The sequence below is a fragment of the Haemophilus sp. SZY H36 genome, from assembly GCF_018829625.1.
GTDB lineage: Bacteria > Pseudomonadota > Gammaproteobacteria > Enterobacterales > Pasteurellaceae > Haemophilus > Haemophilus haemolyticus_K.
On sequence record NZ_JAHKKA010000001.1, the window covers coordinates 365,234 to 387,396 of the forward strand.

Annotated in this window: 22 protein-coding genes and 1 riboswitch; of the genes, 9 read left to right on the forward strand and 13 right to left on the reverse strand. The window is 36.4% G+C overall.

Annotated features, from left to right (window positions below; translation table 11 throughout):
- The first annotated feature begins 22 nt into the window (after nt 1–22).
- Entirely contained in the window at nt 23–1,789 is a 1,767-nt protein-coding gene (locus tag KP713_RS01550; RefSeq protein ID WP_215769652.1) for an ABC transporter ATP-binding protein/permease, read from the forward strand.
- 69 nt (nt 1,790–1,858) lie between these two features.
- Here KP713_RS01550 and KP713_RS01555 read toward each other — a convergent pair whose 3' ends face one another.
- Genes KP713_RS01555 through KP713_RS01565 form a run of 3 tightly spaced genes read right to left on the reverse strand, consistent with a single transcriptional unit; the run spans nt 1,859 to nt 3,232 of the window.
- The gene (locus KP713_RS01555) at nt 1,859–2,323 is read right to left on the reverse strand and encodes an outer membrane lipoprotein (protein ID WP_048952581.1); all 465 of its coding nucleotides are present in this window, start codon (nt 2,321–2,323) and stop codon (nt 1,859–1,861) included.
- Between the two features lie 33 nt (nt 2,324–2,356).
- Entirely contained in the window at nt 2,357–2,659 is a 303-nt protein-coding gene (locus KP713_RS01560; protein WP_048952582.1) for a hypothetical protein, read from the reverse strand.
- Nucleotides 2,660–2,662: 3 nt separating this feature from the next.
- Nucleotides 2,663–3,232: a VOC family protein gene (locus tag KP713_RS01565; protein WP_048952583.1), complete on the reverse strand. Its 570-nt coding sequence runs from the start codon at nt 3,230–3,232 to the stop codon at nt 2,663–2,665.
- 79 nt (nt 3,233–3,311) lie between these two features.
- Between KP713_RS01565 and argS the strand changes: the two genes are divergently transcribed.
- Nucleotides 3,312–5,045 carry an arginine--tRNA ligase gene (argS, locus tag KP713_RS01570; RefSeq protein WP_140527629.1) on the forward strand — a complete coding sequence of 578 codons (1,734 nt, stop codon included), beginning with the start codon at nt 3,312–3,314 and terminating at the stop codon, nt 5,043–5,045.
- Between the two features lie 237 nt (nt 5,046–5,282).
- Here the strand turns inward: argS and KP713_RS01575 are convergent, their stop codons facing one another.
- From KP713_RS01575 to msrAB, 4 genes are all read right to left on the reverse strand, one after another.
- Nucleotides 5,283–6,200: a LysO family transporter gene (locus KP713_RS01575; protein WP_181154036.1), complete on the reverse strand. Its 918-nt coding sequence runs from the start codon at nt 6,198–6,200 to the stop codon at nt 5,283–5,285.
- Between the two features lie 187 nt (nt 6,201–6,387).
- Nucleotides 6,388–6,858: a redoxin family protein gene (locus KP713_RS01580; RefSeq protein ID WP_046949857.1), complete on the reverse strand. Its 471-nt coding sequence runs from the start codon at nt 6,856–6,858 to the stop codon at nt 6,388–6,390.
- Between the two features lie 42 nt (nt 6,859–6,900).
- Nucleotides 6,901–7,542, reverse strand: coding sequence for a cytochrome c biogenesis protein CcdA (locus KP713_RS01585; RefSeq protein WP_140527628.1), 642 nt, complete (start codon nt 7,540–7,542; stop codon nt 6,901–6,903).
- An 11-nt stretch (nt 7,543–7,553) separates the two neighbouring features.
- A complete protein-coding gene (gene msrAB / locus KP713_RS01590; protein ID WP_215769653.1) occupies nt 7,554–8,612 on the reverse strand; it encodes a bifunctional peptide-methionine (S)-S-oxide reductase MsrA/peptide-methionine (R)-S-oxide reductase MsrB in 1,059 nt (352 codons plus the stop codon).
- Nucleotides 8,613–8,790: 178 nt separating this feature from the next.
- On the opposite strand from msrAB, the gene KP713_RS01595 reads away from it, so the two are divergent.
- Entirely contained in the window at nt 8,791–9,654 is an 864-nt protein-coding gene (locus KP713_RS01595) for a DMT family transporter (RefSeq protein ID WP_215769654.1), read from the forward strand.
- A gap of 101 nt (nt 9,655–9,755) precedes the next feature.
- Here KP713_RS01595 and KP713_RS01600 read toward each other — a convergent pair whose 3' ends face one another.
- Together KP713_RS01600 and KP713_RS01605 are read right to left on the reverse strand one after the other, a co-directional pair.
- Nucleotides 9,756–9,929, reverse strand: coding sequence for a zf-HC2 domain-containing protein (locus KP713_RS01600; protein ID WP_005636028.1), 174 nt, complete (start codon nt 9,927–9,929; stop codon nt 9,756–9,758).
- Between the two features lie 9 nt (nt 9,930–9,938).
- Nucleotides 9,939–10,484: a sigma-70 family RNA polymerase sigma factor gene (locus tag KP713_RS01605; protein ID WP_215769655.1), complete on the reverse strand. Its 546-nt coding sequence runs from the start codon at nt 10,482–10,484 to the stop codon at nt 9,939–9,941.
- Nucleotides 10,485–10,595: 111 nt separating this feature from the next.
- Between KP713_RS01605 and KP713_RS01610 the strand changes: the two genes are divergently transcribed.
- Nucleotides 10,596–10,877 carry a hypothetical protein gene (locus KP713_RS01610; RefSeq protein WP_215769656.1) on the forward strand — a complete coding sequence of 94 codons (282 nt, stop codon included), beginning with the start codon at nt 10,596–10,598 and terminating at the stop codon, nt 10,875–10,877.
- 66 nt (nt 10,878–10,943) lie between these two features.
- Here KP713_RS01610 and rng read toward each other — a convergent pair whose 3' ends face one another.
- Complete coding sequence (gene rng, locus KP713_RS01615) at nt 10,944–12,419, reverse strand: ribonuclease G (protein WP_215769657.1); 1,476 nt, start codon at nt 12,417–12,419, stop codon at nt 10,944–10,946.
- Between the two features lie 115 nt (nt 12,420–12,534).
- On the opposite strand from rng, the gene putP reads away from it, so the two are divergent.
- Both putP and cmoB read left to right on the forward strand, forming a co-directional pair.
- Nucleotides 12,535–14,049 (forward strand): sodium/proline symporter PutP, encoded by a 1,515-nt coding sequence (putP, locus tag KP713_RS01620; RefSeq protein ID WP_140527621.1) that lies wholly within the window; start codon nt 12,535–12,537, stop codon nt 14,047–14,049.
- Nucleotides 14,046–15,011 carry a tRNA 5-methoxyuridine(34)/uridine 5-oxyacetic acid(34) synthase CmoB gene (gene cmoB, locus KP713_RS01625; RefSeq protein ID WP_215769658.1) on the forward strand — a complete coding sequence of 322 codons (966 nt, stop codon included), beginning with the start codon at nt 14,046–14,048 and terminating at the stop codon, nt 15,009–15,011. The genes putP and cmoB overlap by 4 nt, the downstream gene beginning before the upstream one ends.
- A gap of 50 nt (nt 15,012–15,061) precedes the next feature.
- Here the strand turns inward: cmoB and ilvN are convergent, their stop codons facing one another.
- The 3 genes from ilvN to KP713_RS01640 form a co-directional block, all read right to left on the reverse strand.
- Complete coding sequence (ilvN, locus tag KP713_RS01630) at nt 15,062–15,553, reverse strand: acetolactate synthase small subunit (RefSeq protein WP_048952595.1); 492 nt, start codon at nt 15,551–15,553, stop codon at nt 15,062–15,064.
- Nucleotides 15,553–17,274, reverse strand: a complete 1,722-nt coding sequence (locus tag KP713_RS01635) for an acetolactate synthase 3 large subunit (protein ID WP_215769659.1) — start codon at nt 17,272–17,274, stop codon at nt 15,553–15,555. The genes ilvN and KP713_RS01635 overlap by 1 nt, the downstream gene beginning before the upstream one ends.
- Nucleotides 17,275–17,541: 267 nt before the next feature.
- Nucleotides 17,542–19,062, reverse strand: coding sequence for a Na+/H+ antiporter NhaC family protein (locus KP713_RS01640; RefSeq protein ID WP_215769660.1), 1,521 nt, complete (start codon nt 19,060–19,062; stop codon nt 17,542–17,544).
- A 57-nt stretch (nt 19,063–19,119) separates the two neighbouring features.
- Nucleotides 19,120–19,296, reverse strand: a riboswitch (Lysine riboswitch).
- Between the two features lie 224 nt (nt 19,297–19,520).
- On the opposite strand from KP713_RS01640, the gene KP713_RS01645 reads away from it, so the two are divergent.
- The 3 genes from KP713_RS01645 to aroA all read left to right on the forward strand — a co-directional run bounded on the left by KP713_RS01645 (nt 19,521) and on the right by aroA (nt 22,130).
- Nucleotides 19,521–19,925 (forward strand): H-NS family histone-like protein, encoded by a 405-nt coding sequence (locus KP713_RS01645; RefSeq protein WP_215769661.1) that lies wholly within the window; start codon nt 19,521–19,523, stop codon nt 19,923–19,925.
- Between the two features lie 70 nt (nt 19,926–19,995).
- The gene (gene purU, locus KP713_RS01650; RefSeq protein ID WP_215769662.1) at nt 19,996–20,832 is read left to right on the forward strand and encodes a formyltetrahydrofolate deformylase; all 837 of its coding nucleotides are present in this window, start codon (nt 19,996–19,998) and stop codon (nt 20,830–20,832) included.
- Nucleotides 20,832–22,130, forward strand: coding sequence for a 3-phosphoshikimate 1-carboxyvinyltransferase (gene aroA, locus KP713_RS01655; RefSeq protein WP_215769663.1), 1,299 nt, complete (start codon nt 20,832–20,834; stop codon nt 22,128–22,130). The genes purU and aroA overlap by 1 nt, the downstream gene beginning before the upstream one ends.
- The last annotated feature ends 33 nt before the right edge of the window (nt 22,131–22,163 follow it).

The window sequence follows — 22,163 nt, forward strand, 5'->3', positions numbered from 1 at the left end:
GTTTTTACTTTATGGGTAATAAATGAACTGGCAAACCGAACTTAATAATAGTTTAAACTGGATTTTAACCGCACTTTTTTGGGTGATATTATGCTTTAGCGCAACAATCTTAGCCTTAAAACAAACTACTTTCGGTAAAAAATTCTGGTGTATCGTGTCACCATCGATTAATAAAAAAACCAGCATTAAACTTATTTTAATGTTGTTAGTGCTCTTTATAATGATATTGCTAGAAGTAAGATTTAGCGTGCTTAATTCATTTTTCTATAATGGATTATATAGCTCAATGCAAGAAATGAATATAGAAAAATTCTGGTTCTTTGCTAAACTCAATGCTCTTCTTGTACTTGTTCAAGTCATTCACTCAATTACTGATTACTTCTTCCGTCAAGTATTTGAAATTCGCTGGCTTGAAAGTTTAAACTCATCACTGATTCAACGTTGGTTAAACAATAAAAAATACTATCGTTTAAAATACGAACAAGATTTACCCGATAATATTGATCAACGTATTGAACAAGATGCTCGTGAATTTATTACTAGTACCGTACAAATTGTGCGAGGAATGATTAATTCTATTCTTACAACGATAGAATTTACTATTATCCTATGGTCACTATCTGGTGTATTAAGTCTATTTAGTTTAAATATTGAGAAAGGTGTCGTATTCTTTATTTATTTCTTTATTATCTTTGCAACTTTAATGTCAGTCTGGATAGGTAAACCGCTAATTAAACTAAATTTTAATAAAGAAAAACTCAATGGGGATTATCGTTACTCTTTAATCCGTGTACGTGATAATGCGGAAAGCATTGCTTTTTATCATGGTGAAAAAAAAGAACAACTATTCTTACAACACAAATTTACTCAAATAATTCATAACCGTTGGGCTATTGTATTAAAAATGCTTGGATTGGATGGATTTAATTCTGGAGTTACTCGAGTAGCAAAACTCTTACCATTAATGTTACAAGCACCACGTTTCTTTGCTGGACAAATTAAACTTGGTGATATGCATCAAACTGTACAGGCTTTTAACCGGTTAATGACTGCCCTTTCATTTTTTAGATTATTTTATGAGCAATTTACACTCTATCAGGCTCGTTTAAACCGTTTATATGGTTTTATGAAAAAAATGGATGATTTAGATAATCAAGAGTTTTATCAACCATTTCTATGTTCTCATCGTGTCACATTAAAAGACTTCGGTATTAAAGATGAAAAAGGTCGTGTATTACTTAATAATTTAAATATTAATTTAGTTAATGGTGATGCACTATTAATTCAGGGTGCATCAGGCACAGGGAAAACTTCATTATTAAAAGCAATTGCGGGAATTTATCCTTTTGAAACGATTGGTATTGCAGAACATCCTTGCTCTGGAAGTTTATTCTTACCACAACGTCCTTACATGCCACAAGGCACTTTACGGGAAGCAATTTGTTATCCTAATATCAATCTCAACCATCCAGATCTAATTCAAACAATGGAAGATTGTGCCTTAGGTAAATATATCCATGCCCTTGATCATATAAATGACTGGCAAGTTATTTTATCCCCTGGAGAATTACAACGTGTTGCCTTTATTCGTATTTTACTCACTAAACCCGATGTCGTATTTTTAGATGAAACAACATCTGCATTAGATGAAACAACTGAGTATTTGCTCTATCGAAAAATTCGATATCATTTACCTGAAATGATTATTTTAAGTATAGGTCATAGAAGTACGCTTCAACAATTCCACAATAAACAATTGAAATTAGATATATGTTTATTATGTGAATAATCGTTTGTTTTAACATATTTTAGATAATAAAAAAGCGAACCAAACGTTCGCTTTTTATATAAATTTAATTTATAGCACTGAAACGTTAAGATCAGAACCGCCACCGACAATTCTAACCCGTTTTCCAGCAACAAAACTCGAATCAGCCTTTTGAACAACGACAATCTCTTGACCATCGTCTTTCTTAATCACTAATTCAGCACCATTTACTTGGCTCATTTTTTCTTCAATTTTACTGCCACCTACAGCACCTGCTAACGCTCCAATTACTGTTGCAATAGCCTGTCCACGGCCTCCACCAATTGCATTACCTGCTATACCACCTAAAGCACCTCCACCGATACCACCAACAATACCTTGGTTTTCGGCCTGGATTTTAACTGGTCTGACAGAAACAATTGTTCCATAAGTAATTGAACGCGCTTCTTTTGCTTGAGATGCTGTATAAACATCACCACTGAAAACATCTGTATTAGCACAGCCAGTCACAGAGAAAGCAACTAAAAGTGCTAATGTTGCTGTCATTTTTTTCATATGCTATATACCTTATTAAAGGGTTAAAAGAAATTAAAGTGGGTTTCTAGGTGATAATGTTGAAACATTTGTTGCTTTTTCATCACCAGAAACAATAACACATGCACCAACAACTAAAGAAGAATCATACTTACGAGTAATAACTACCTGTTCACCTTCTTGTTGATTACCTGAACAATCATTTTTACGAATAGTTAACTGTAAGTTTTCACCTTGTGGTTGACTAAATACAATATTACCTTTATAGGCATTTTCACCAACTGGCGCAGTTTGAGATGAACACGCAGATAAACCTAAACCAGCTAATACAACTAATGCTAAAGAGAATTTTTTCATTTGCTAAACCTCGAGTATTTTCTTAATAGAATAAGGATGAACCTTAATACAAGTATGATTTGATGTCTTATCAACAAAACTTACTGCAATAGATGGATTAGGCAATCTCTCGCCATCCACTTTAGGCTCGCTCACTTTAATGGTTAATTGAGTTAATTCGCTCCATAAAAAACGCATATTAATACGCTGTACCCATTCATTTATCGATTCATTCGGTAAAAATGGCATTACGACCTCAATATGCTCCCAACCTTCTACAGGATACTGCTTATTTTTAGGGAACGGTAGTTCAATAACATCAACGAACTGATTAGCGAACTTCACTGCTTTTTCTAACTGAATTAGATAAATCTTACGTCCGTTGACAATGTTATCAGATAAAATTCTACCGTATTTCAATAAAAGTGTCAGCCAGTTTTTTGCATTTTGTTCATTATTTACACGCACGGCAAGGTGATCGATTTCATAATTTGAAAAATCGATTGACATCATTTGAGCTAATTGTTGAATTTTTTTTTCAAATTCCGTCAAATCAGAAAAAAGTGCGGGTGATTTTTCCTGTAAATTTGTCATTTTGTCCCTTTAAGAAACTCGTAAAGAACGGTATCATATCTGATTATTTTCATTATTCAATTTGAACATAGGAAAAAACGTGAATATTCAATCTATTTTATCCGACAAAATCAAACAAGCTATGATTCTTGCTGGAGCAGATCAATCTTGCGATGCGCTTGTTCGTCAATCAGGAAAACCACAATTTGGCGATTATCAAGCCAATGGCATTATGGCTGCGGCAAAAAAATTAGGTTTAAATCCACGAGAGTTTGCTCAAAAAGTTTTAGATAATGCTCAACTATCTGATATTGCAGAAAAATTAGAAATCGCAGGACCGGGCTTTATTAATATTTTCTTAAATCCAACTTGGCTTACAACTGAAGTTTCAACTGCGCTGTCCCAAAAAAATTTAGGCATTCAAGCTACGGATAAGCAAACTGTTGTGATTGATTATTCATCTCCAAATGTAGCAAAAGAAATGCACGTAGGTCACTTACGCTCTACGATCATCGGTGATGCAGTTGTGAGAACTCTAGAATTTTTAGGTCACCATGTCATTCGTGCAAACCATGTTGGTGACTGGGGAACGCAATTCGGAATGCTTATTGCGTATCTTGAAAAAATGCAAAACGAGCATGCGAGTGAAATGGAATTACAAGATCTTGAGGCCTTTTATCGCGAAGCCAAAAAACACTACGATGAAGATGAAGTTTTCGCTGAAAAAGCGCGTAATTATGTTGTGAAATTACAAGGCGGTGATGAATATTGCCGAGCGATGTGGAAACGTTTAGTTGACATCACGATGCAACAAAATCAGCACAACTATGATCGCTTGAATGTGACTTTAACCGAAAAAGATGTGATGGGTGAAAGTCTTTATAATCCTATGTTACCAAGCATCGTAGAAGATCTTAAAAAACAAGGCTTAGCTGTAGAAGATGATGGTGCATTGGTTGTTTATTTGGATGAATTCAAAAATAAAGAAGGCGACCCAATGGGCGTAATCGTTCAGAAAAAAGACGGTGGTTTCCTTTACACTACAACCGATATTGCTGCAGCAAAATATCGTTATGAAACATTAAAAGCTGATCGCGCACTTGTTTTTTCAGATACTCGCCAAAGCCAACATATGCAACAAGCTTGGTTAATTACTCGTAAAGCAGGTTATGTGCCAGACAGCTTCTCTTTAGAGCATAAAAACTTTGGGATGATGCTTGGTAAAGATGGTAAACCATTTAAAACCCGTACCGGTGGCACGGTGAAATTAGCCGATCTATTAGATGAGGCGATTGAACGCGCTACTGTATTAATTAATGAAAAAAATACAAATTTATCTAATGATGAAAAAGAAGCCGTGATTGAGGCTGTCGGTATTGGTGCGGTTAAATATGCGGATCTCTCCAAAAACCGCACTACTGATTACGTTTTTGATTGGGATAACATGTTAAGCTTTGAAGGTAACACTGCACCTTATATGCAATATGCTTATACCCGAATTCGTTCGATCTTTAATAAAACAGATATAAATTCGACCGCACTTTTAGCAGCACCTTTAACGCTTGAAAATGATAAAGAAAGAGCGCTTGCAATTAAACTTCTACAATTTGAAGAAGCAGTGCAAACTGTCGGAAAAGAAGGCACACCACACGTGCTTTGTGCTTATTTATACGAACTAGCAGGCATATTCTCGTCATTCTATGAATATTGCCCAATTTTAAATGCTGAAGATGAGTCCGTAAAATTAAGCCGTTTGAAATTGGCATTATTAACGGAAAAAACCTTAAAACAAGGTTTAGAGTTACTCGGTATTAAAACCGTAGAAAAAATGTAATTTAGATAATTTTAAAATCCCTTTCTTACGAAAGGGATTTTTTATGCTTATTTATAGAATAAAAAAAGTGCCCCAATGGGGCACTACTCGGAAAGCAAAATAGATGTCGGCTATTTAAGATAGCACTTGTTTTTAGTGGTTTCAGAATAAAGAAATCCGATCAGTTATGCAAATACATATTTTCAGATTTGTGAAGTTGGTCACGGTTTTTTTATCAAAATCAAGTTTTTTAAGCTTTTAAATAGGAAAACTCGAGAAAAAGACTAATAACAACGGTGGTAATAAATTTGTCACCATACCAAAAGAAATTGCGATAGGCGTTACTTCAATTCCGCCTGATTTTTGAATAATGGGTAATGTACAATCTAATGCCGTTGCGCCTGTAATTCCAATAGCTGTAGAGCGATAATGTTGCATAAACAATGGAATCAAAAATAAACTCAATATTTCACGCGATAAATCATTGAAAAAAGCAATACTGCCCTGCATCGGCCCCCAAGCATTTGTCAGCACGACGCTTGATAAAGAATACCAACCAAATCCAGATGAAAAGGCTAAACCTTGAGTAATCGGCATACTTAGAAAAAATGACGAAATAACACCACCAATTAAAGAACTTAGGGTAAAAATTGCGCCCATCATTAAACCTTGCTTATTTAGAAGGACTTCTTTCAAGGAAATACCATTATTGCGAAGCTGAATCCCAACAAAAAAGATCAACGCAATAAGCACGTAAAGATTAGAACCATTTGGGAAATGCAACCAATCATTGCACAACCAACCTAAAACGATGCCAATAATTACCGCACTTAATAATTTAATTGAGTCGATTAACGAATGCCAACGAGATGGCAATTCTCCCTGTAAATAATTAACAGGCTTAGGCAACGTGCGATCATAAATAGCCAAGCCTACGATATTACAAGTCAAAATAATAGCCGATAGCCCTAAAGCAGTCATACCAATAATTGGCAATTTTTGTTCTAAATGCTCTAACTGCCCAAGCATAAACCCCATCATGAATAAAATGATGTAAAGCAATAACATCACAATTTTATTAATGAATGCCAACGCATTTTGATTTTGTATTTTGACTAAATAACCCAGCACCATCGGCACAAGCACAATGAGTAGCCCGTTAATTATTTCTTCCATTGTTTCCTTCACAAATACTGCTTTTATCTGCTCTTTAAAAGCAAATTTAACAACTATTCAAACGATATAAATGCTATTTATAATATATAATTTTCATCAATCTACCAAATACCCAATGAAAGAAGACTAAATTCTGATCAAAATAAAAAAGTGGCTGGTTAAATTTAATTCCCAGCCACTTTTTGCTTTATTTCTCAATAAACTTGCTTATTTGCTCTGCGCCTAAATGCCCTGGCACAGTTTTCTTCACATTTAAATCAGCATCTAAAAATAGATTAAACGGATAACCTCGAACATGAACACGATCAATAATATCACCATTTTCATCTAGCAAGACTTTAATATTTTTATATTCTAGCCCTTTGTACCACTCAATAAAATCAGCAGTGCCTTTTTCGCCTTTGTGATCGGGCGAAACAATGGTAATCACTTCAAAATTGCGATCTTTTTCCGCACTTAAATCATCAATTTCAGCTAATCCTGCCAAGCAAATTGGGCACCAAGATGCCCACATTTTTACATACACCGGTTTGCCTTTATATTGGCTTAAAGTAACTGGCTGATTGTTTAAATCTTTAAGTTGCACATCCGCCAAATTAGTTTGTGCGAAAGCGTTTAGGCTGAATGCCATTAGAAATATTGATAGTAGTTTTTTCATTGCTTTTTTCCTTTCATAGATTTCTTTTGTTGAGGTTATGTTTTACGAAAAATTATTCGTAATCAATAAAATGCCCATCACGATAATTAAAATTCCGCCACCGATTTTAAATTTGTCTAAGTGTTTATTTAACCCTTTGGCACGTTTGAGCAAGCTGTCTGAGAAGAACGAAAACAATACAAAAGGCGTTGCTAAACCAAGAACATAAACAACCATCATTGATGCACCGTAAAGTGCAGAGCCTTCATCGCCTGATAACGCTAATACGGAAGCCAGAATCGGGCCAATACAAGGTGTCCAACCAAGACTAAACGTTAAACCAAGCACAAATGCCTCAAGGGCGGTCGATTTTCCTGATGTTTTGATTTCCACCAATTTCGTACGTTCCAACAAACCAATTTTGAAAATGCCAAGTTGATGAATACCCAAAATAATCACGATAATGCCTGCGATAATGCGAGTGGTGTTACTAAATAAAATATTCCCTAAAAAGCCAAAACTAAAGCCTAAACTTACAAATGTAAGGGAAAGCCCTAAAATAAATAAAAAAGTATTCAGAACTTTTTTGCCACCTTTACTCAAAATACCAAAATAAATTGGGATAATGGGGAAAATACAAGGCGAAAGAAAAGAAGCAAGCCCAGCTAAAAATACAGTTCCAATAAGGAGTTGTTGATCTAACATCCTGCATCTCCTTATTTTTTAATTGATTGAATCAAATATCCGTATCCTGCCTTTTCCATTTCGGCTAACGGAATAAATTTAATTGATGCGCTGTTAATGCAATAACGCAAACCGCCTTTATCTTTCGGGCCGTCATCAAATACGTGACCCAAATGGGCATTGCCCGCACGACTTAACACTTCGGTACGTTGCATATTAAAACTATTATCCGTTTGATAATGCACCACCTCTTTCGCTATTGGTTTCGTAAAACTTGGCCAGCCACAACCTGATTCAAATTTATCATTTGAAGAGAATACAGGCTCTCCTGTGGTGACATCAACATAAATACCAGGTTGGAAGTTATCCCAATATTCGTTACTGAAAGAGCGTTCAGTATGTTTATTTTGAGTAACGGAATATTGCAACGGTGTCAATTTCGCTTTGAGTTCTGCATCACTCGGTTTCGGATAATCTTTCTCGTCAATCACGGGTTCATCAGCTTTGGTAATATCAATATGACAATAGCCATTTGGATTTTTCTTCAAATAATCCTGATGATATTCTTCCGCTACGATATAATTTTTAAGCGGTTGAACCTCAATTTGTACTGGTTTTTTATATTTGGTTTGAAGCTGAGCGAGCGCTTGTTCGATCACCGCTTTATCTGCCCCATCTTGATAATAAATCCCTGTGCGATATTGTCTGCCACGATCGTTGCCTTGTTTATTTACGCTGGTTGGATCAATCACTTTAAAATAATATTGTAATAATTTATCGAGTGAAATTTTATTTGCATCGTAAGTGACTTTTACCGTTTCTGCATGATCGGTTACGCCAATCATCTGATAACTAGTTTTCTCCGTATTACCATTGGCATAGCCAGAAATCGCATCTTTCACACCGTGAATACGCTCCATATATGCTTCCATACCCCAGAAACAGCCACCAGCAAGATAAATTTCTCGAATGTTTTGTGTATTTTCCATTGCCATTTTTTGTTCTCCAGATGATGTTGAACTTTGTATCGCTAAAGTTGGTGTTGCACAGCAAAGTGCGGTAATAAATAGAAATGTTTTTGATAGTTTCATTGTTTTTCCTTATGATGTGAAAATTAACGTTACATAAGGTTAGACGGCGGACAATCTGATTTCTTACAGATTTTTGTAAAATTTTTTAAGAAATTTATGAAAATCCATTGTTATAACCAATAATAAAGAGCTAAAAAACACTGTTTCGCCCTCTTTTCTAAGGTAAAAAAGGATCTATATGCAATCATATTCCACTCCTTCGCTTTATCACAAAGCGATTAGTTTTATGGTATCAGCGTACTTTTCCATTACCTTGATGAATGTATTTGTCAAAACCGCTTCTCAAACAATCCCTGCAAGTGAAACCTTATTTTCACGCTTTTTAATCGGCTTGCTTTTCTTACTACCTTTTGTAATTAAAGATCGCGACTTTAAAGTAGATACCCGTCAATGGAAATTTTTAATCCTGCGGAATGCCGCGGGTGTATCGAGCATGTTGATTAACTTTTATGTCGTGAAGTTCTTACCGCTTTCCATCGCTGTCTTATTGATGAATACCTCTGCCCTATTTATCCCGATTTTATTGCTCTTTTTCCATCAAAAAACACCGCTTAATGTGCTTTTGTGTAGCTTAATCGGTTTTCTTGGCGTTTCCATTATTTTACTCACCAATCACAATGGCGATGTTGATCCTATTTATGTACTGATTGGATTATCTGGTGCTGTATTGGCAGGAATGGCATTTATTGGCTTACAAGAATTAAACAAATACAACACACCAAAAAATATCGTATTTTATTTTCATCTGATTGGCACACTCATGCTACCAATCTTCTTTATCCATCAATGGAAAATCCCTAATTTATACGAGCTTGGTTTATTGCTATTGGTGGGCGGATTTGGATTGATTTTCCAATTATTGCTCACGCGCGCTTTCAGATATGCGCCAGCCAACGTTATTACCCCTTTTGCTTTCACTGGTGTCATTTTCTCTAGCGTATTCGACTGGCTCTTTTGGCATCATACGCCTAACCTCTATTTTTGGTTCGGCGCAGTTGTAATTGTGGGAGCGGTAAGTTTATTGGCTAAAATGAAGAAATAAACACTTTATTTATAAGAATATTAAATTTAGTACGATTAGCTTATAACTGGCTCAATAAAGTGCGGTGAAAAGTAACGGTGTTTTTCACTCTGTCAAAATTCCTAATGTGAATCTTTAAATTTCTTCATCATCATACTTAAGGTTTTGCAATTTCGTTGAAAACGACGGCAATGAGGGCAAGTTAACAAATGCATTTTTAAACCCATTTTTTCTTGCAGTTCTAATGGTCGCTCATGAGAATCAGAAATTATTCGAGTAGCTTGAATACAACGCATAATTTTCTCCTAAAGTTTTTTTGATAGACAATTTTGCAACTGCAAACGAGCCCGATAAAGTGTAGTATGCAAGTTGGAGGTGGTAAGCTGAGTTTCTTGACAAATTTCATCCGATGACAATTCTAAAAACTCTCTCATCATAAAAATTTTGGCATGTTTAGCGGGTAAACAAGTCAGGCAAGTTTCGAAAATCAACCAAAACTCATCAGAATACACCGTTTCCTCTTCACCCTGTAATTCGCTCGGATAATATTCTATTTTCCAATGGCCTGTATCATCAAAAAATGTATTAGTTGACTGTTCATCTTCAATTTCACTTTCTAATACAAAGCGTCCTTTCTGGCGAAGGTAATCAATAATTTTATTTTTTAGAATAGCAAAAACCCAAGTTTTAAAAGCCGCTTGATGTTTAAAATTCGCGAGATTGTTAAATGCACTTAAAAATGCTTCTTGTACTAAATCCTCAGCAAGATCGGCGTGATGCAACTGTAACGTTGCAAATTTCAGCATCTGCGTACGAATTTGTTGGAGCTCCATATCAGAAATAGCATTCATTTTAATTCCTTTAAAATTTTTTGTAAGAAATGGAAGAGTTTTTCGTCTAATAGCATGAAAGAAACTATTTCTTTCAATACTATTTTTACCACTTAAACAAGGAAATTTAAAATGAAAAATATTACATTCAAAAGTGCAATCTTAGGTATGGCTATGTTATTTGGTGTAACAACCGTTTATGCAGAAGAAATGAAACCTGATGCCATGCCAATGAAATCAGAACCGATGATGAATACCCCAATGAAAAAAATGATGGAATCAGATGATATGAAAATGCACTCTGACCACATGATGAAATCTGACAATATGATGAAGTCTGATGAAATGGGCATGAAATCTGATAAAAAGATGAAATCAAATAAAAAAATGAAAATGACAAAAGAAAAAATGTAAAAAGATACTTTTAAAAGTGCGGTGAAAATCTCAAAAATTTTTCACCGTACTTTGTTGAAACGGAGTTTACATCACCACCACATCAAACTGTTCTTGGTTATAAAACTGTTCTGTTTTTACTTTTACTCGTTTGCCAATAAACATTTCCACTTCTGGCAGCAAACCGTGAGATTCTTCGTTAATAAGATATTCGGAAACCGCTGGCGAGGCATAAACAACAAATTGTTCACTACTGAATAAATGATACACCCGAATAATTTCACGCATAATTTCGTAACAAACTGTCTCAACGGTTTTCACACGACCTCGGCCATGGCAAGTTGGGCATTCATCGCATAACACATGCTCAAGGCTTTCACGAGTTCTCTTACGAGTCATTTCTACAAGACCTAATTGCGTAAAGCCATTCACATTGGTTTTCACACGATCTTTCGAAAGCGCATCACATAAAGATTCTAGTACTCGATTGCGATGTTCATCTGTTTGCATATCAATAAAATCAATAATGATTATGCCACCAAGATTACGTAGTTGTAATTGCTGCGCGATAGCTTTTGTTGCTTCAATATTAGTATTGAAGATGGTTTCTTCTAGATTACGATGCCCCACAAATGCGCCTGTATTAATATCAATGGTGGTCATGGCTTCTGTTTGCTCGATAATTAAATAGCCACCCGATTTGAGATTAACACGTTTATCTAAGGCTGTTTGGATCGCACTTTCAACCCCATACACATCAAAGATAGGTTGATTGCCAGAATAAAGAACAAGTTTATCGCTTAATTCAGGCATAAATTCATCGGTAAACTCTTTCACTTCGCCAAAGCAAAGTTTAGAGTCGATACGAATTTTTTCTAAGTTCGTGCCGATAAAATCACGCAAAATACGTTGTGGAAGCGCTGGCTCGCCGTAAATTTTTGATTTGGTTGGATATTTAGATTTACGCTCTAAGACTTTACGCCATAAGCGTTTTAAAAATTCAGCATCTTGACGTAATTCTTCTTCGCTTGCCCCTTCTGTTGCGGTGCGAATAATGAAACCGCCGAGTTCATCACAAAAAGGTTCAACTAATGCTTTTAAACGGGCACGTTCCTCTTCGCTTTCAATGCGTTGTGAAACGCCTACGTGGCTATTTTCTGGCATAAAAACAAGATGACGCGATGGCAATGTGATGTCTGTTGTTAAACGTGCGCCTTTTGTACCTAGCGGATCTTTTACCACTTGTACAACAATATCCTGCCCTTCGCGTACTAATTCCGAAATGCTCTTAACTTTAAATTGCTTTTGTTCGCTTTCATCTACGCATTCAGTATGAGATACAATATCGGCAGCGTGCAAAAAAGCTGCTTTTTCCAAACCAATGTCAACAAACGCAGACTGCATTCCAGGCAACACTCGAGTCACACGACCTTTATAAATATTTCCGACAATTCCTCGTTTGGCTTGGCGTTCAATATGCACTTCGCGCAACATTCCTGTTTCTACTAGCGCAATGCGTGTTTCGTTAGGAGTTACGTTCATCAATAACTCTACAGCATCCATTTTATATTCCTAATTTCTTAAATTTCATCAAATATTCAGTCTAAATAGAATAATAGCCCGAAATAAGGTAAAATGCACCCTTTCTGAAATTTTTAACCCATTTTGGACTTATTAAATGTTTGGATTCGACCCAACTCTTGTTACTTTTACTATTTATATTTTCGGGATGTTGCTGATTGGCGTACTCGCCTATTATTATACGAATAATTTATCAGATTACATTCTCGGTGGACGTCGTTTAGGCAGCTTTGTCACCGCAATGTCAGCTGGTGCTTCAGATATGTCTGGTTGGCTTTTAATGGGCTTGCCTGGTGCGGTATATTTATCAGGCTTAGTTGAAGGCTGGATTGCTATTGGTTTAACTATCGGGGCTTATTTTAACTGGCTTTTAGTGGCTGGTCGTTTGCGTGTTTATACAGAATTAAATAATAATGCGCTCACTCTCCCAGAATATTTTCACAATCGTTTTGGTTCATCACACAAATTATTAAAACTTGTTTCTGCCACCATTATTTTAGTATTTTTTACTATTTATTGTGCTTCGGGTGTAGTTGCAGGTGCAAAATTATTCCAAAATTTATTTTCAGTCGAATATTCCACCGCACTTTGGTATGGCGCATTAGCTACCATTCTTTATACTTTTATCGGTGGTTTTTTAGCGGTAAGTTGGACGGATACCATTCAAGCAACCCTTATGATTTTTGCACTACTTTTAACGCCTATTTTTGTGTTATTAAGTATTGGTGATACTGCTCAATTTTCCGCAGTATTAGCGCAAGCTGAAGCAGCTGCCAATAAAGATTTTACAGATTTATTTACTGCCACTACGCCACTTGGTCTATTAAGCCTTGCTGCTTGGGGATTGGGGTATTTTGGGCAGCCACATATTTTAGCGCGTTTTATGGCAGCTTATTCTGTCAAATCACTTATCAAAGCTCGCCGCATTAGTATGACATGGATGGTGCTTTGCTTAGGTGGTGCAATTGGTATTGGTTTCTTCGCGATTCCTTATTTCTTTGCCAATCCAAACATTGCAGGCACAGTCAATAATGAACCGGAACAAGTGTTTATTGAACTCGCTAAACTTTTGTTTAATCCTTGGATCGCGGGTATATTACTTTCAGCTATTTTAGCTGCAGTAATGAGTACATTAAGTGCGCAATTGTTAATTTCTTCTAGCTCAATCACAGAAGATTTCTACAAAGGTTTCATTCGCCCTAACGCATCTGAAAAAGAGCTCGTATGGCTTGGAAGAATTATGGTGTTAGTTATTGCCGCACTTGCTATCTGGATCGCACAAGATGAAAACAGCAAAGTATTAAAACTTGTCGAATTCGCTTGGGCTGGTTTTGGTAGTGCATTTGGCCCCGTTGTACTTTTCTCTCTTTTCTGGAAACGAATGACATCATCGGGCGCGATGGCAGGTATGCTTGTAGGCGCGGTGACAGTATTTGCTTGGAAAGAAGTTGTGCCAGCTGATACCGATTGGTTTAAAGTATATGAAATGATCCCTGGTTTTGCTTTCGGTAGCCTTGCAATTATTGTTGTCTCCTTGCTGTCTAGCAAACCGGAACAAAATGTTCTAGATACCTTTGACAAAGCAGAAAAGGCCTATAAGGAAGCAAAATGATCGACTTTCGCCCTTTTTATCAACAAATTGCGACTACAAATTTATCAGACTGGTTAGAGACCTTACCGCGCCAATTGAAAGAATGGGAAACTCAAACTCATGGCGATTATGCGAAATGGAGCAAAATTGTTGATTTCCTACCTGATTTATATGCTGATGAAATCGATCTCAAAAGTGCGGTGAAATCTGACCGCACTTCTCCCCTTTCAGAAGGTGAAAAACAACGAATTATCCATCATTTAAAACAATTAATGCCGTGGCGAAAGGGGCCTTATCATCTTTTCGGCATTCATGTAGATTGTGAATGGCGTTCAGATTTTAAATGGGATCGTGTTCTTCCTCATTTAGCTCCACTGCAAGGCCGCACTATTTTAGATGTGGGCTGTGGCAGCGGTTACCATATGTGGAGAATGGTAGGAGAAGGCGCAAAAATGGTCGTCGGGATTGATCCTACCGAACTTTTCCTTTGCCAATTTGAAGCTGTACGCAAGCTGCTTAATAATGATCGTCGAGCAAATCTTATCCCGCTTGGTATTGAGCAAATGCAACCATTAGCGGCATTTGATACTGTATTTTCAATGGGCGTACTCTATCATCGTAAATCCCCATTAGATCATTTAAGCCTGTTGAAAAATCAATTAGTAAAAGGTGGTGAATTGGTATTAGAAACGTTAGTGGTGGATGGCGATGTATATACTGTGCTCGTACCAGCAGATCGCTATGCGAAAATGAAAAATGTTTATTTTATCCCCTCTGTCGCCGCACTAATTAACTGGCTAGAAAAAGTTGGCTTTACCAACGTACGTTGTGTGGATGTAGCGACAACTACATTAGAAGAACAGCGTAAAACTGATTGGTTGGAAAATGAAAGCCTGATTGATTTCTTAGATCCAAATGATCACAGTAAAACCATTGAAGGTTATCAAGCACCGAAAAGAGCGGTCATTTTAGCGAACAAATAAGCTTTCAATCAAAAAAGGGGGATATTATCCCCCCTTATTTTTACCTACTACTATAAGATATTCTTTTCACCACGAGATAAACTAATTAATCCTGAACGAACTATTTCAAGCAATGTTGCTTCCTCTTTTAATGCATTAATAAAAGCATCAATTTTATCTTTTGTACCGCTAAGTTGAACGGTATAAGATTTTGGCGTCACATCTACAATCTGCCCACGGAAAATATCCGCTAAACGTTTGATCTCATCACGAGATGAACCGACCGCTCTTACTTTAACCAAAACTATTTCACGTTCTACATGCTCTTGCTCACTCAAATTAATCACTTTAAATACATCAACTAATTTATGAAGTTGCTTTTCGATTTGCTCTAAAACCTGCTCATCTCCCACAGCTTCTATCGTCATACGAGACAATGTAGGATCGTCCGTTGGTGCAACTGTCAAACTTTCTATATTAAAGGCACGTTGGGAGAATAAACCAACAACACGAGATAAAGCACCAGACTCATTTTCGAGTAAAACAGATAAAATTCTACGCATTAGTTTGTCTCCTCTTGAGGTTTACTTAAAATCATTTCATTCATTGCGCCACCACGAATTTGCATTGGATACACATGCTCAGATTCATCTACATTAATATCTACAAATACTAATTTATTTTTAATACTGAATGCTTCTTGCAATTTACTTTCAAGTTCATCTGGTGTCGCAATTTTTATACCGACATGACCATAGGATTCAGCCAATTTCACAAAATCAGGCAAGGAATTCATATAGGTTTGCGAGTGGCGGCCAGAATAAATCAAATCTTGCCATTGTTTTACCATTCCTAAGAAATGATTGTTCAAACAAATAATAACAACAGGGATGCCATACTGAGTTGCAGTAGAAAGCTCTTGAATATTCATTTGAATACTTCCATCGCCAGTAACGCAAACAATCGTTGCTTCCGGATGAGCCAATTTCACGCCTAATGCAGCGGGTAAACCAAATCCCATGGTGCCCGCGCCACCTGAGTTAATCCAATGACGAGGCTCATCAAATGGATAATGTAACGCTGCAAACATTTGATGTTGCCCTACATCAGAAGCCACATATGCCCGTCCTTTAGTAAGATGATATACCGCTTCCATGACTTGTTGCGGTTTAATCACGCCAGAAGTGCGGTCAAATTCCAAACATTTTTTTGCTTTCCATTGGTTGATTTCTTGCCACCAACTTTCAAGATCCGTTTGAGATTTCAATCCCTCTTCATTCAATAAACTCAAAAATTCTTCCAATACATTTTTCGCATTTCCGACAATTGGAATTGCTGCTGGGACATTTTTAGAAATCGAGGTTGGATCAATATCAATATGAATCACTTTAGCATTTGGGCAATATTTTTCTAAGTTATTTGTTGTACGATCATCAAAACGTACACCAACCCCCAAAATAAGATCACTTTCGTGCATTGCCGTATTAGCTTCGAAAGTACCATGCATCCCTAACATGCCTAGGAATTGTTTATCTGTGCTTGGATACGCGCCTAATCCCATTAGAGAGGCTGTTACAGGTAAATTTAAACGATGTGCTAAAATTGTTAATTCTTCACTACACTCCGCTGAAATTGCCCCTCCACCCACGAAAAGCACAGGTTTTTTCGCCACTAAAAGTGCTTTTAATGCTTTTTTAATTTGGCCTTTATGTCCATTTACTGTGGGATTATAAGAGCGTAACTCGACAGATTTTGGATATTCATACGGATATTTAAAATTAGGATTTACTGTATCCTTTGGAATATCTACAACAACAGGGCCTGGGCGACCGGTTGACGCGATATAAAAAGCTTTTTTTAGTATCGCTGGAATATCTTCTGCTTTTTTCACAATAAAACTATGTTTTACAACTGGGCGAGAAATCCCCACCATATCACATTCTTGGAATGCATCTCTACCAATTAAATTACTCATTACCTGACCAGAAATAATGACCATAGGCACAGAATCGGTATAAGCCGTTAAAATACCAGTGATTGCATTTGTAGCTCCAGGGCCAGATGTTACTAACACACATCCCACCTTACCTGTTGAACGTGCATAGCCATCCGCCATGTGAACAGCCGCTTGTTCATGGCGAACTAAAATATGTTCAATACCACCTAGTGTATGGATTGCATCATAAATATCTAATACCGCTCCACCAGGATAACCAAATAAATACTCTACGCCTTCATCGCGTAAAGATTGAACGACCATCTCTGCGCCAGATAACTTCTTCATCTTTTACTCCTAAAACGAACTGCACTTTTCAAAAGTGCTCATGCTTTGTATCAATTATTTACATCATACTAAGCAAAAAGTTTTTGTCTAGTGTACATAACAGCTAAAAACAGCATTTAAACAGAATAAAAAATTAAATAATCACTAAATTTCAGATTATTATAAAAAAATAATAATTTTAAATAAAAAAAATGCGACTATATGTCGCATTTTATAAATTAAGCAAAATTTAATTTTTTATTCAGTTTTTTGAACTAGATCACATTTTTAACGTTTTTTCACTGCAAATACGATTAAAAATAATGAAACCGCTGTCGCAACAAAACCAGCTAAGCCTGAATAAGTAAAACCGACCACGATATAACCGATAGCCGTGGCAATTGCAACTGTCGCGGCATAAGGAAGCTGGGTAGTCACATGATCCATATGGTTACATTTTGCACCGGTTGAAGACAAAATCGTTGTATCCGATACTGGCGAACAGTGGTCACCACATACCGCTCCCGCCATTACCGCTGATAAACAAGGGAGTAATAATTCTGGCGCGGCATTTGCAGCCATAGCCGCTGCAATTGGTAACATAATACCAAATGTCCCCCAGCTCGTACCAGTTGAGAATGCCATTGCAGAACCAAGAATAAATAAAATTACAGGTAAGAATTGCATTGGGATATTACCAGAAACAAGAGAAGATAAATATTTACCAGTTTGCATATCCCCAACGACTTTATTAATTGTCCACGCAAAGAATAAAATCGCAATGGCACCAGCCATTGATTTAATACCTGCAATCCAAGAGCATGCATATTCTGGAACACTTACTTGACGATCAATAATAATTAATAAAGTAGAAACTAGAATTGAGCAAGTACCACCCACAACTAAAGAAGTTCCAACAACAGTATTTTCAAATGCACCTAAAATGCTAAATTCTTTACCATCCGCTGCTAATGCTGATGCACCAGTGTAAATCATCATTGTAACCGTTGAAAAAATTAAAACTAAGATAGGTAATACGAGATTACGTACGTGACCTTTTGCACCCGTTTCTTCTTCTAATTCATCTTCAGAATTTTCCAAAGCTAATTTTTCATGGCGTGCCATTGAAGCAATATCGAAAGAAAAATATGCTACAAAGAACACCATAATAATTGAGAAAATTGCATAGAAGTTCATTGAACTCATTGCCACGAATGCGCCAATTGGTGTGTACTCCGTGATCGAATAAGTCGCTAATAAACCGCCTACTAAAGTAATAATGTATGCGCCCCAACTTGAAACAGGCATCATTACACACATAGGTGCTGCCGTTGAATCCAAAATATAAGCAAGCTTAGCACGAGAAACTTTAAAACGATCTGTCACCGGACGAGCAATTGCGCCTACAGCAAGACTGTGGAAATAATCGTCAATAAAAGTAACAAAAACTAATGATGCAGCTAATAATTTAGCACCACGACGACCTTTAATACGGCTTTGTGCCCATTCAGCAAACGCACGATTACTACCTGATACAGTTAAAAGTGCGGTTAAAACACCAAGCAATAATAAGAACAAGACAATGTTCATATTAGAGTTAATTGCACCATCAGCATAAACAAGTGAAATCACGTTGCTTGATAGATAACTGAAAGAGGGGCCAATATTCCAGCCACCTAACATTAACGCACCAACAATAATCCCTGCACTGAGAGACACTAATACACGACGAGTTGCAATCGCCAAGACAATCGCCAGTAAAGCTGGGATGATTGACCAAACTGAGGATGAAAAATCGATAAGTTCCATTAAGAGATACCTACAATTAATGGAGAGAACGGAAAGCAAAGGACAGAATAAGACCAGAACAACCGTAGCGCTCCATAGTTAATCAAAAAAACTATGACAGTGACGCCCCTTTCAAGTACGCCACCAACTAGCTGAAATGACTTTCAACTAATTTCGGCAATCATTCCTTTCTTTTTTCTTCATCGTTATCCACTCAGAAAAAATACTTATAATAATTGCACCTCTACTTTTGTAGTGTCTAACAAGATTACCTTAAAAATCTTGCATTGCCAACAAAAATAATATTATTTTTATAATAAATTTAGATAAATACACCTTAATTTTAAAACAAAATATTAACATAATTTAATTTTAATATATTTATATAAATTCAGTATTTACAAATTTTTTAACTTTCTCTATTATTAATAGTGCCAATTTTAAATTAACAAACATTGATTTTTACTATGAGGTTTATAATGAATGAATTAACAAAAGGATTAATGAATCTACGCAGTTTGCGTGTTGCTGTACGTGAACTCACTTTAGAACAAGCAGAAAGCGCGCTTGAAAAGCTACAAACTGTAATTGAAGAAAAACGTATTGCTGAAGAGGAATTGATTAAGTCTGAAGCAGAACGCAAAGAGCGTATTACAAAATATAAAGAATTAATGGAACAAGATGGTATAACGGCTGAAGAATTCCAAGCTATTTTTAATGTGTCATCTGTTGCTCCTAGAGTTAAACGTGCACCCCGCCCTGCAAAATATGCCTTTATTGATGAAAATGGCGAGCGTAAAACATGGACTGGCCAAGGCCGAACACCTCGCCCAATTCAAAATGCATTAAATTCAGGTAAATCATTATCTGATTTCGAAATTTAATTTTTCTATTTGAAACTAGAACCCATTTTTATGGGTTCTATTTTTTTATCTAAACGTAGCACACAACATTATGATCGAAAAAAAAATATTACTCACCGATTGTCCCGATGATAAAGGCCTAATAGCTAAAATAACTAACATTTGTTACAAATATCAACTAAATATTCTGCATAATAATGAATTTGTAGATTTTGAAACCAAACATTTCTTTATGCGCACAGAATTGGAAGGTATTTTTAACGAAGCTACTTTATTAGAAGATCTAAAATATAGCTTACCCGAAGGAACACATTGTCGATTAATTGGTGCAAAACGTAAACGAATTGTTATTTTAGTCACAAAGGAAGCTCACTGTCTCGGCGATATTTTAATGAAAAATTATTATGGTGCGCTTGATGTAGAAATTGCAGCCGTAATCGGCAACCATGATAATTTACGCGAGCTCGTTGAGCGCTTCAATATTCCATTTCATTTAGTTAGTCATGAAGGCTTAACTCGTATTGAGCACGACAAATTATTAGCTGAAAAAATTGATGAATATACGCCAGATTATATTGTTCTCGCTAAATATATGCGTGTACTAAATCCCGAATTTGTTGCTCGTTATCCAAATCGAGTGATTAATATCCACCATTCATTTTTACCTGCTTTCATTGGCGCAAAACCTTATCAACAAGCCTATGAACGAGGTGTAAAAATTATCGGTGCAACAGCACATTTCATTAATAATGAATTGGATCAAGGCCCAATCATTATGCAAAATGTCATTAATGTGGATCATACTTATAGCGCAGAAGCGATGATGCGTGCTGGTCGTGATGTAGAAAAAACCGTGTTAAGTCGCGCACTTGATCTTGCTTTACACGATAAAATTTTTGTTTATAAAAATAAAACGGTGGTGCTGTAATGGAAAAAATCACCCTTTCTCCAATAACTGCGGTTGAAGGAACAATTAATTTACCAGGTTCTAAAAGTTTATCAAACCGAGCATTACTTTTGGCTGTCTTAGCTAAAGGCACAACAAAAGTAGCCAATTTATTAGATAGCGATGATATTCGCCATATGCTTAATGCATTCAGCTCCTTGGGCGTGAAATATCAACTTTCTGATGATAAAACAATTTGCGAAATTGAAGGCTTAGGAGGTTCATTTAATATTCAAAATGGACTTTCTCTTTTCCTTGGCAATGCAGGAACCGCAATGCGTCCCTTAACAGCCGCGCTTTGTTTAAAGGGGCAAAAAACGGGGGAAATCATCTTAACAGGTGAACCTCGTATGAAAGAACGGCCAATTCTACATTTAGTAGATGCATTACACCAAGCAGGTGCAGAGATTCGCTACTTAGAAAATGAAGGTTATCCTCCGCTCGCAATTCGTAACAGTGGGATAAAAGGGGGAAAACTCAAAATTGATGGTTCTATTTCATCCCAATTTCTGACCGCACTTTTAATGTCTGCTCCACTTGCAGAAAATGATACAGAAATTGAAATTATCGGTGAATTAGTCTCTAAACCTTATATTGACATCACCCTTTCAATGATGAAAGATTTTGGTGTTCATGTTGAAAATCATGATTATCAAAAGTTCCACGTAAAATGCAATCAGTCCTATATTTCACCTGGTAAATATTTAGTAGAGGGTGATGCCTCATCAGCCTCTTACTTTCTCGCAGCTGGCGCCATTAAAGGAAAAGTAAAAGTAACGGGAATTGGCAAAAACTCAATTCAAGGCGATCGTTTATTTGCTGATGTATTAGAAAAAATGGGGGCCAAAATCACTTGGGGAGAGGACTTTATTCAAGCCGAACATAATGAATTACACGGTATTGATATGGATATGAACCATATTCCTGATGCTGCAATGACGATCGCAACCACTGCTCTTTTTGCCAACAGCGAAACCGTCATTAGAAATATTTATAACTGGCGCGTAAAAGAAACTGATCGATTAACAGCAATGGCAACTGAGCTACGTAAAATTGGTGCAGAAGTCGAAGAAGGTGAAGATTTTATTCGTATTCAACCGCTTGCATTCAATCAGTTTAAACATGCTGATATTGAGACTTATAACGATCACCGCATGGCAATGTGCTTTTCGTTAATTGCACTTTCAAATACATCAGTCTCAATACTTGATCCTAAGTGTACAAGCAAAACATTTCCGAAATTCTTCTATGAATTTGAGAAAATTTGTATAAGAAACTAACTTAAAGTGCGGTCAAAAATATGACCGCACTTT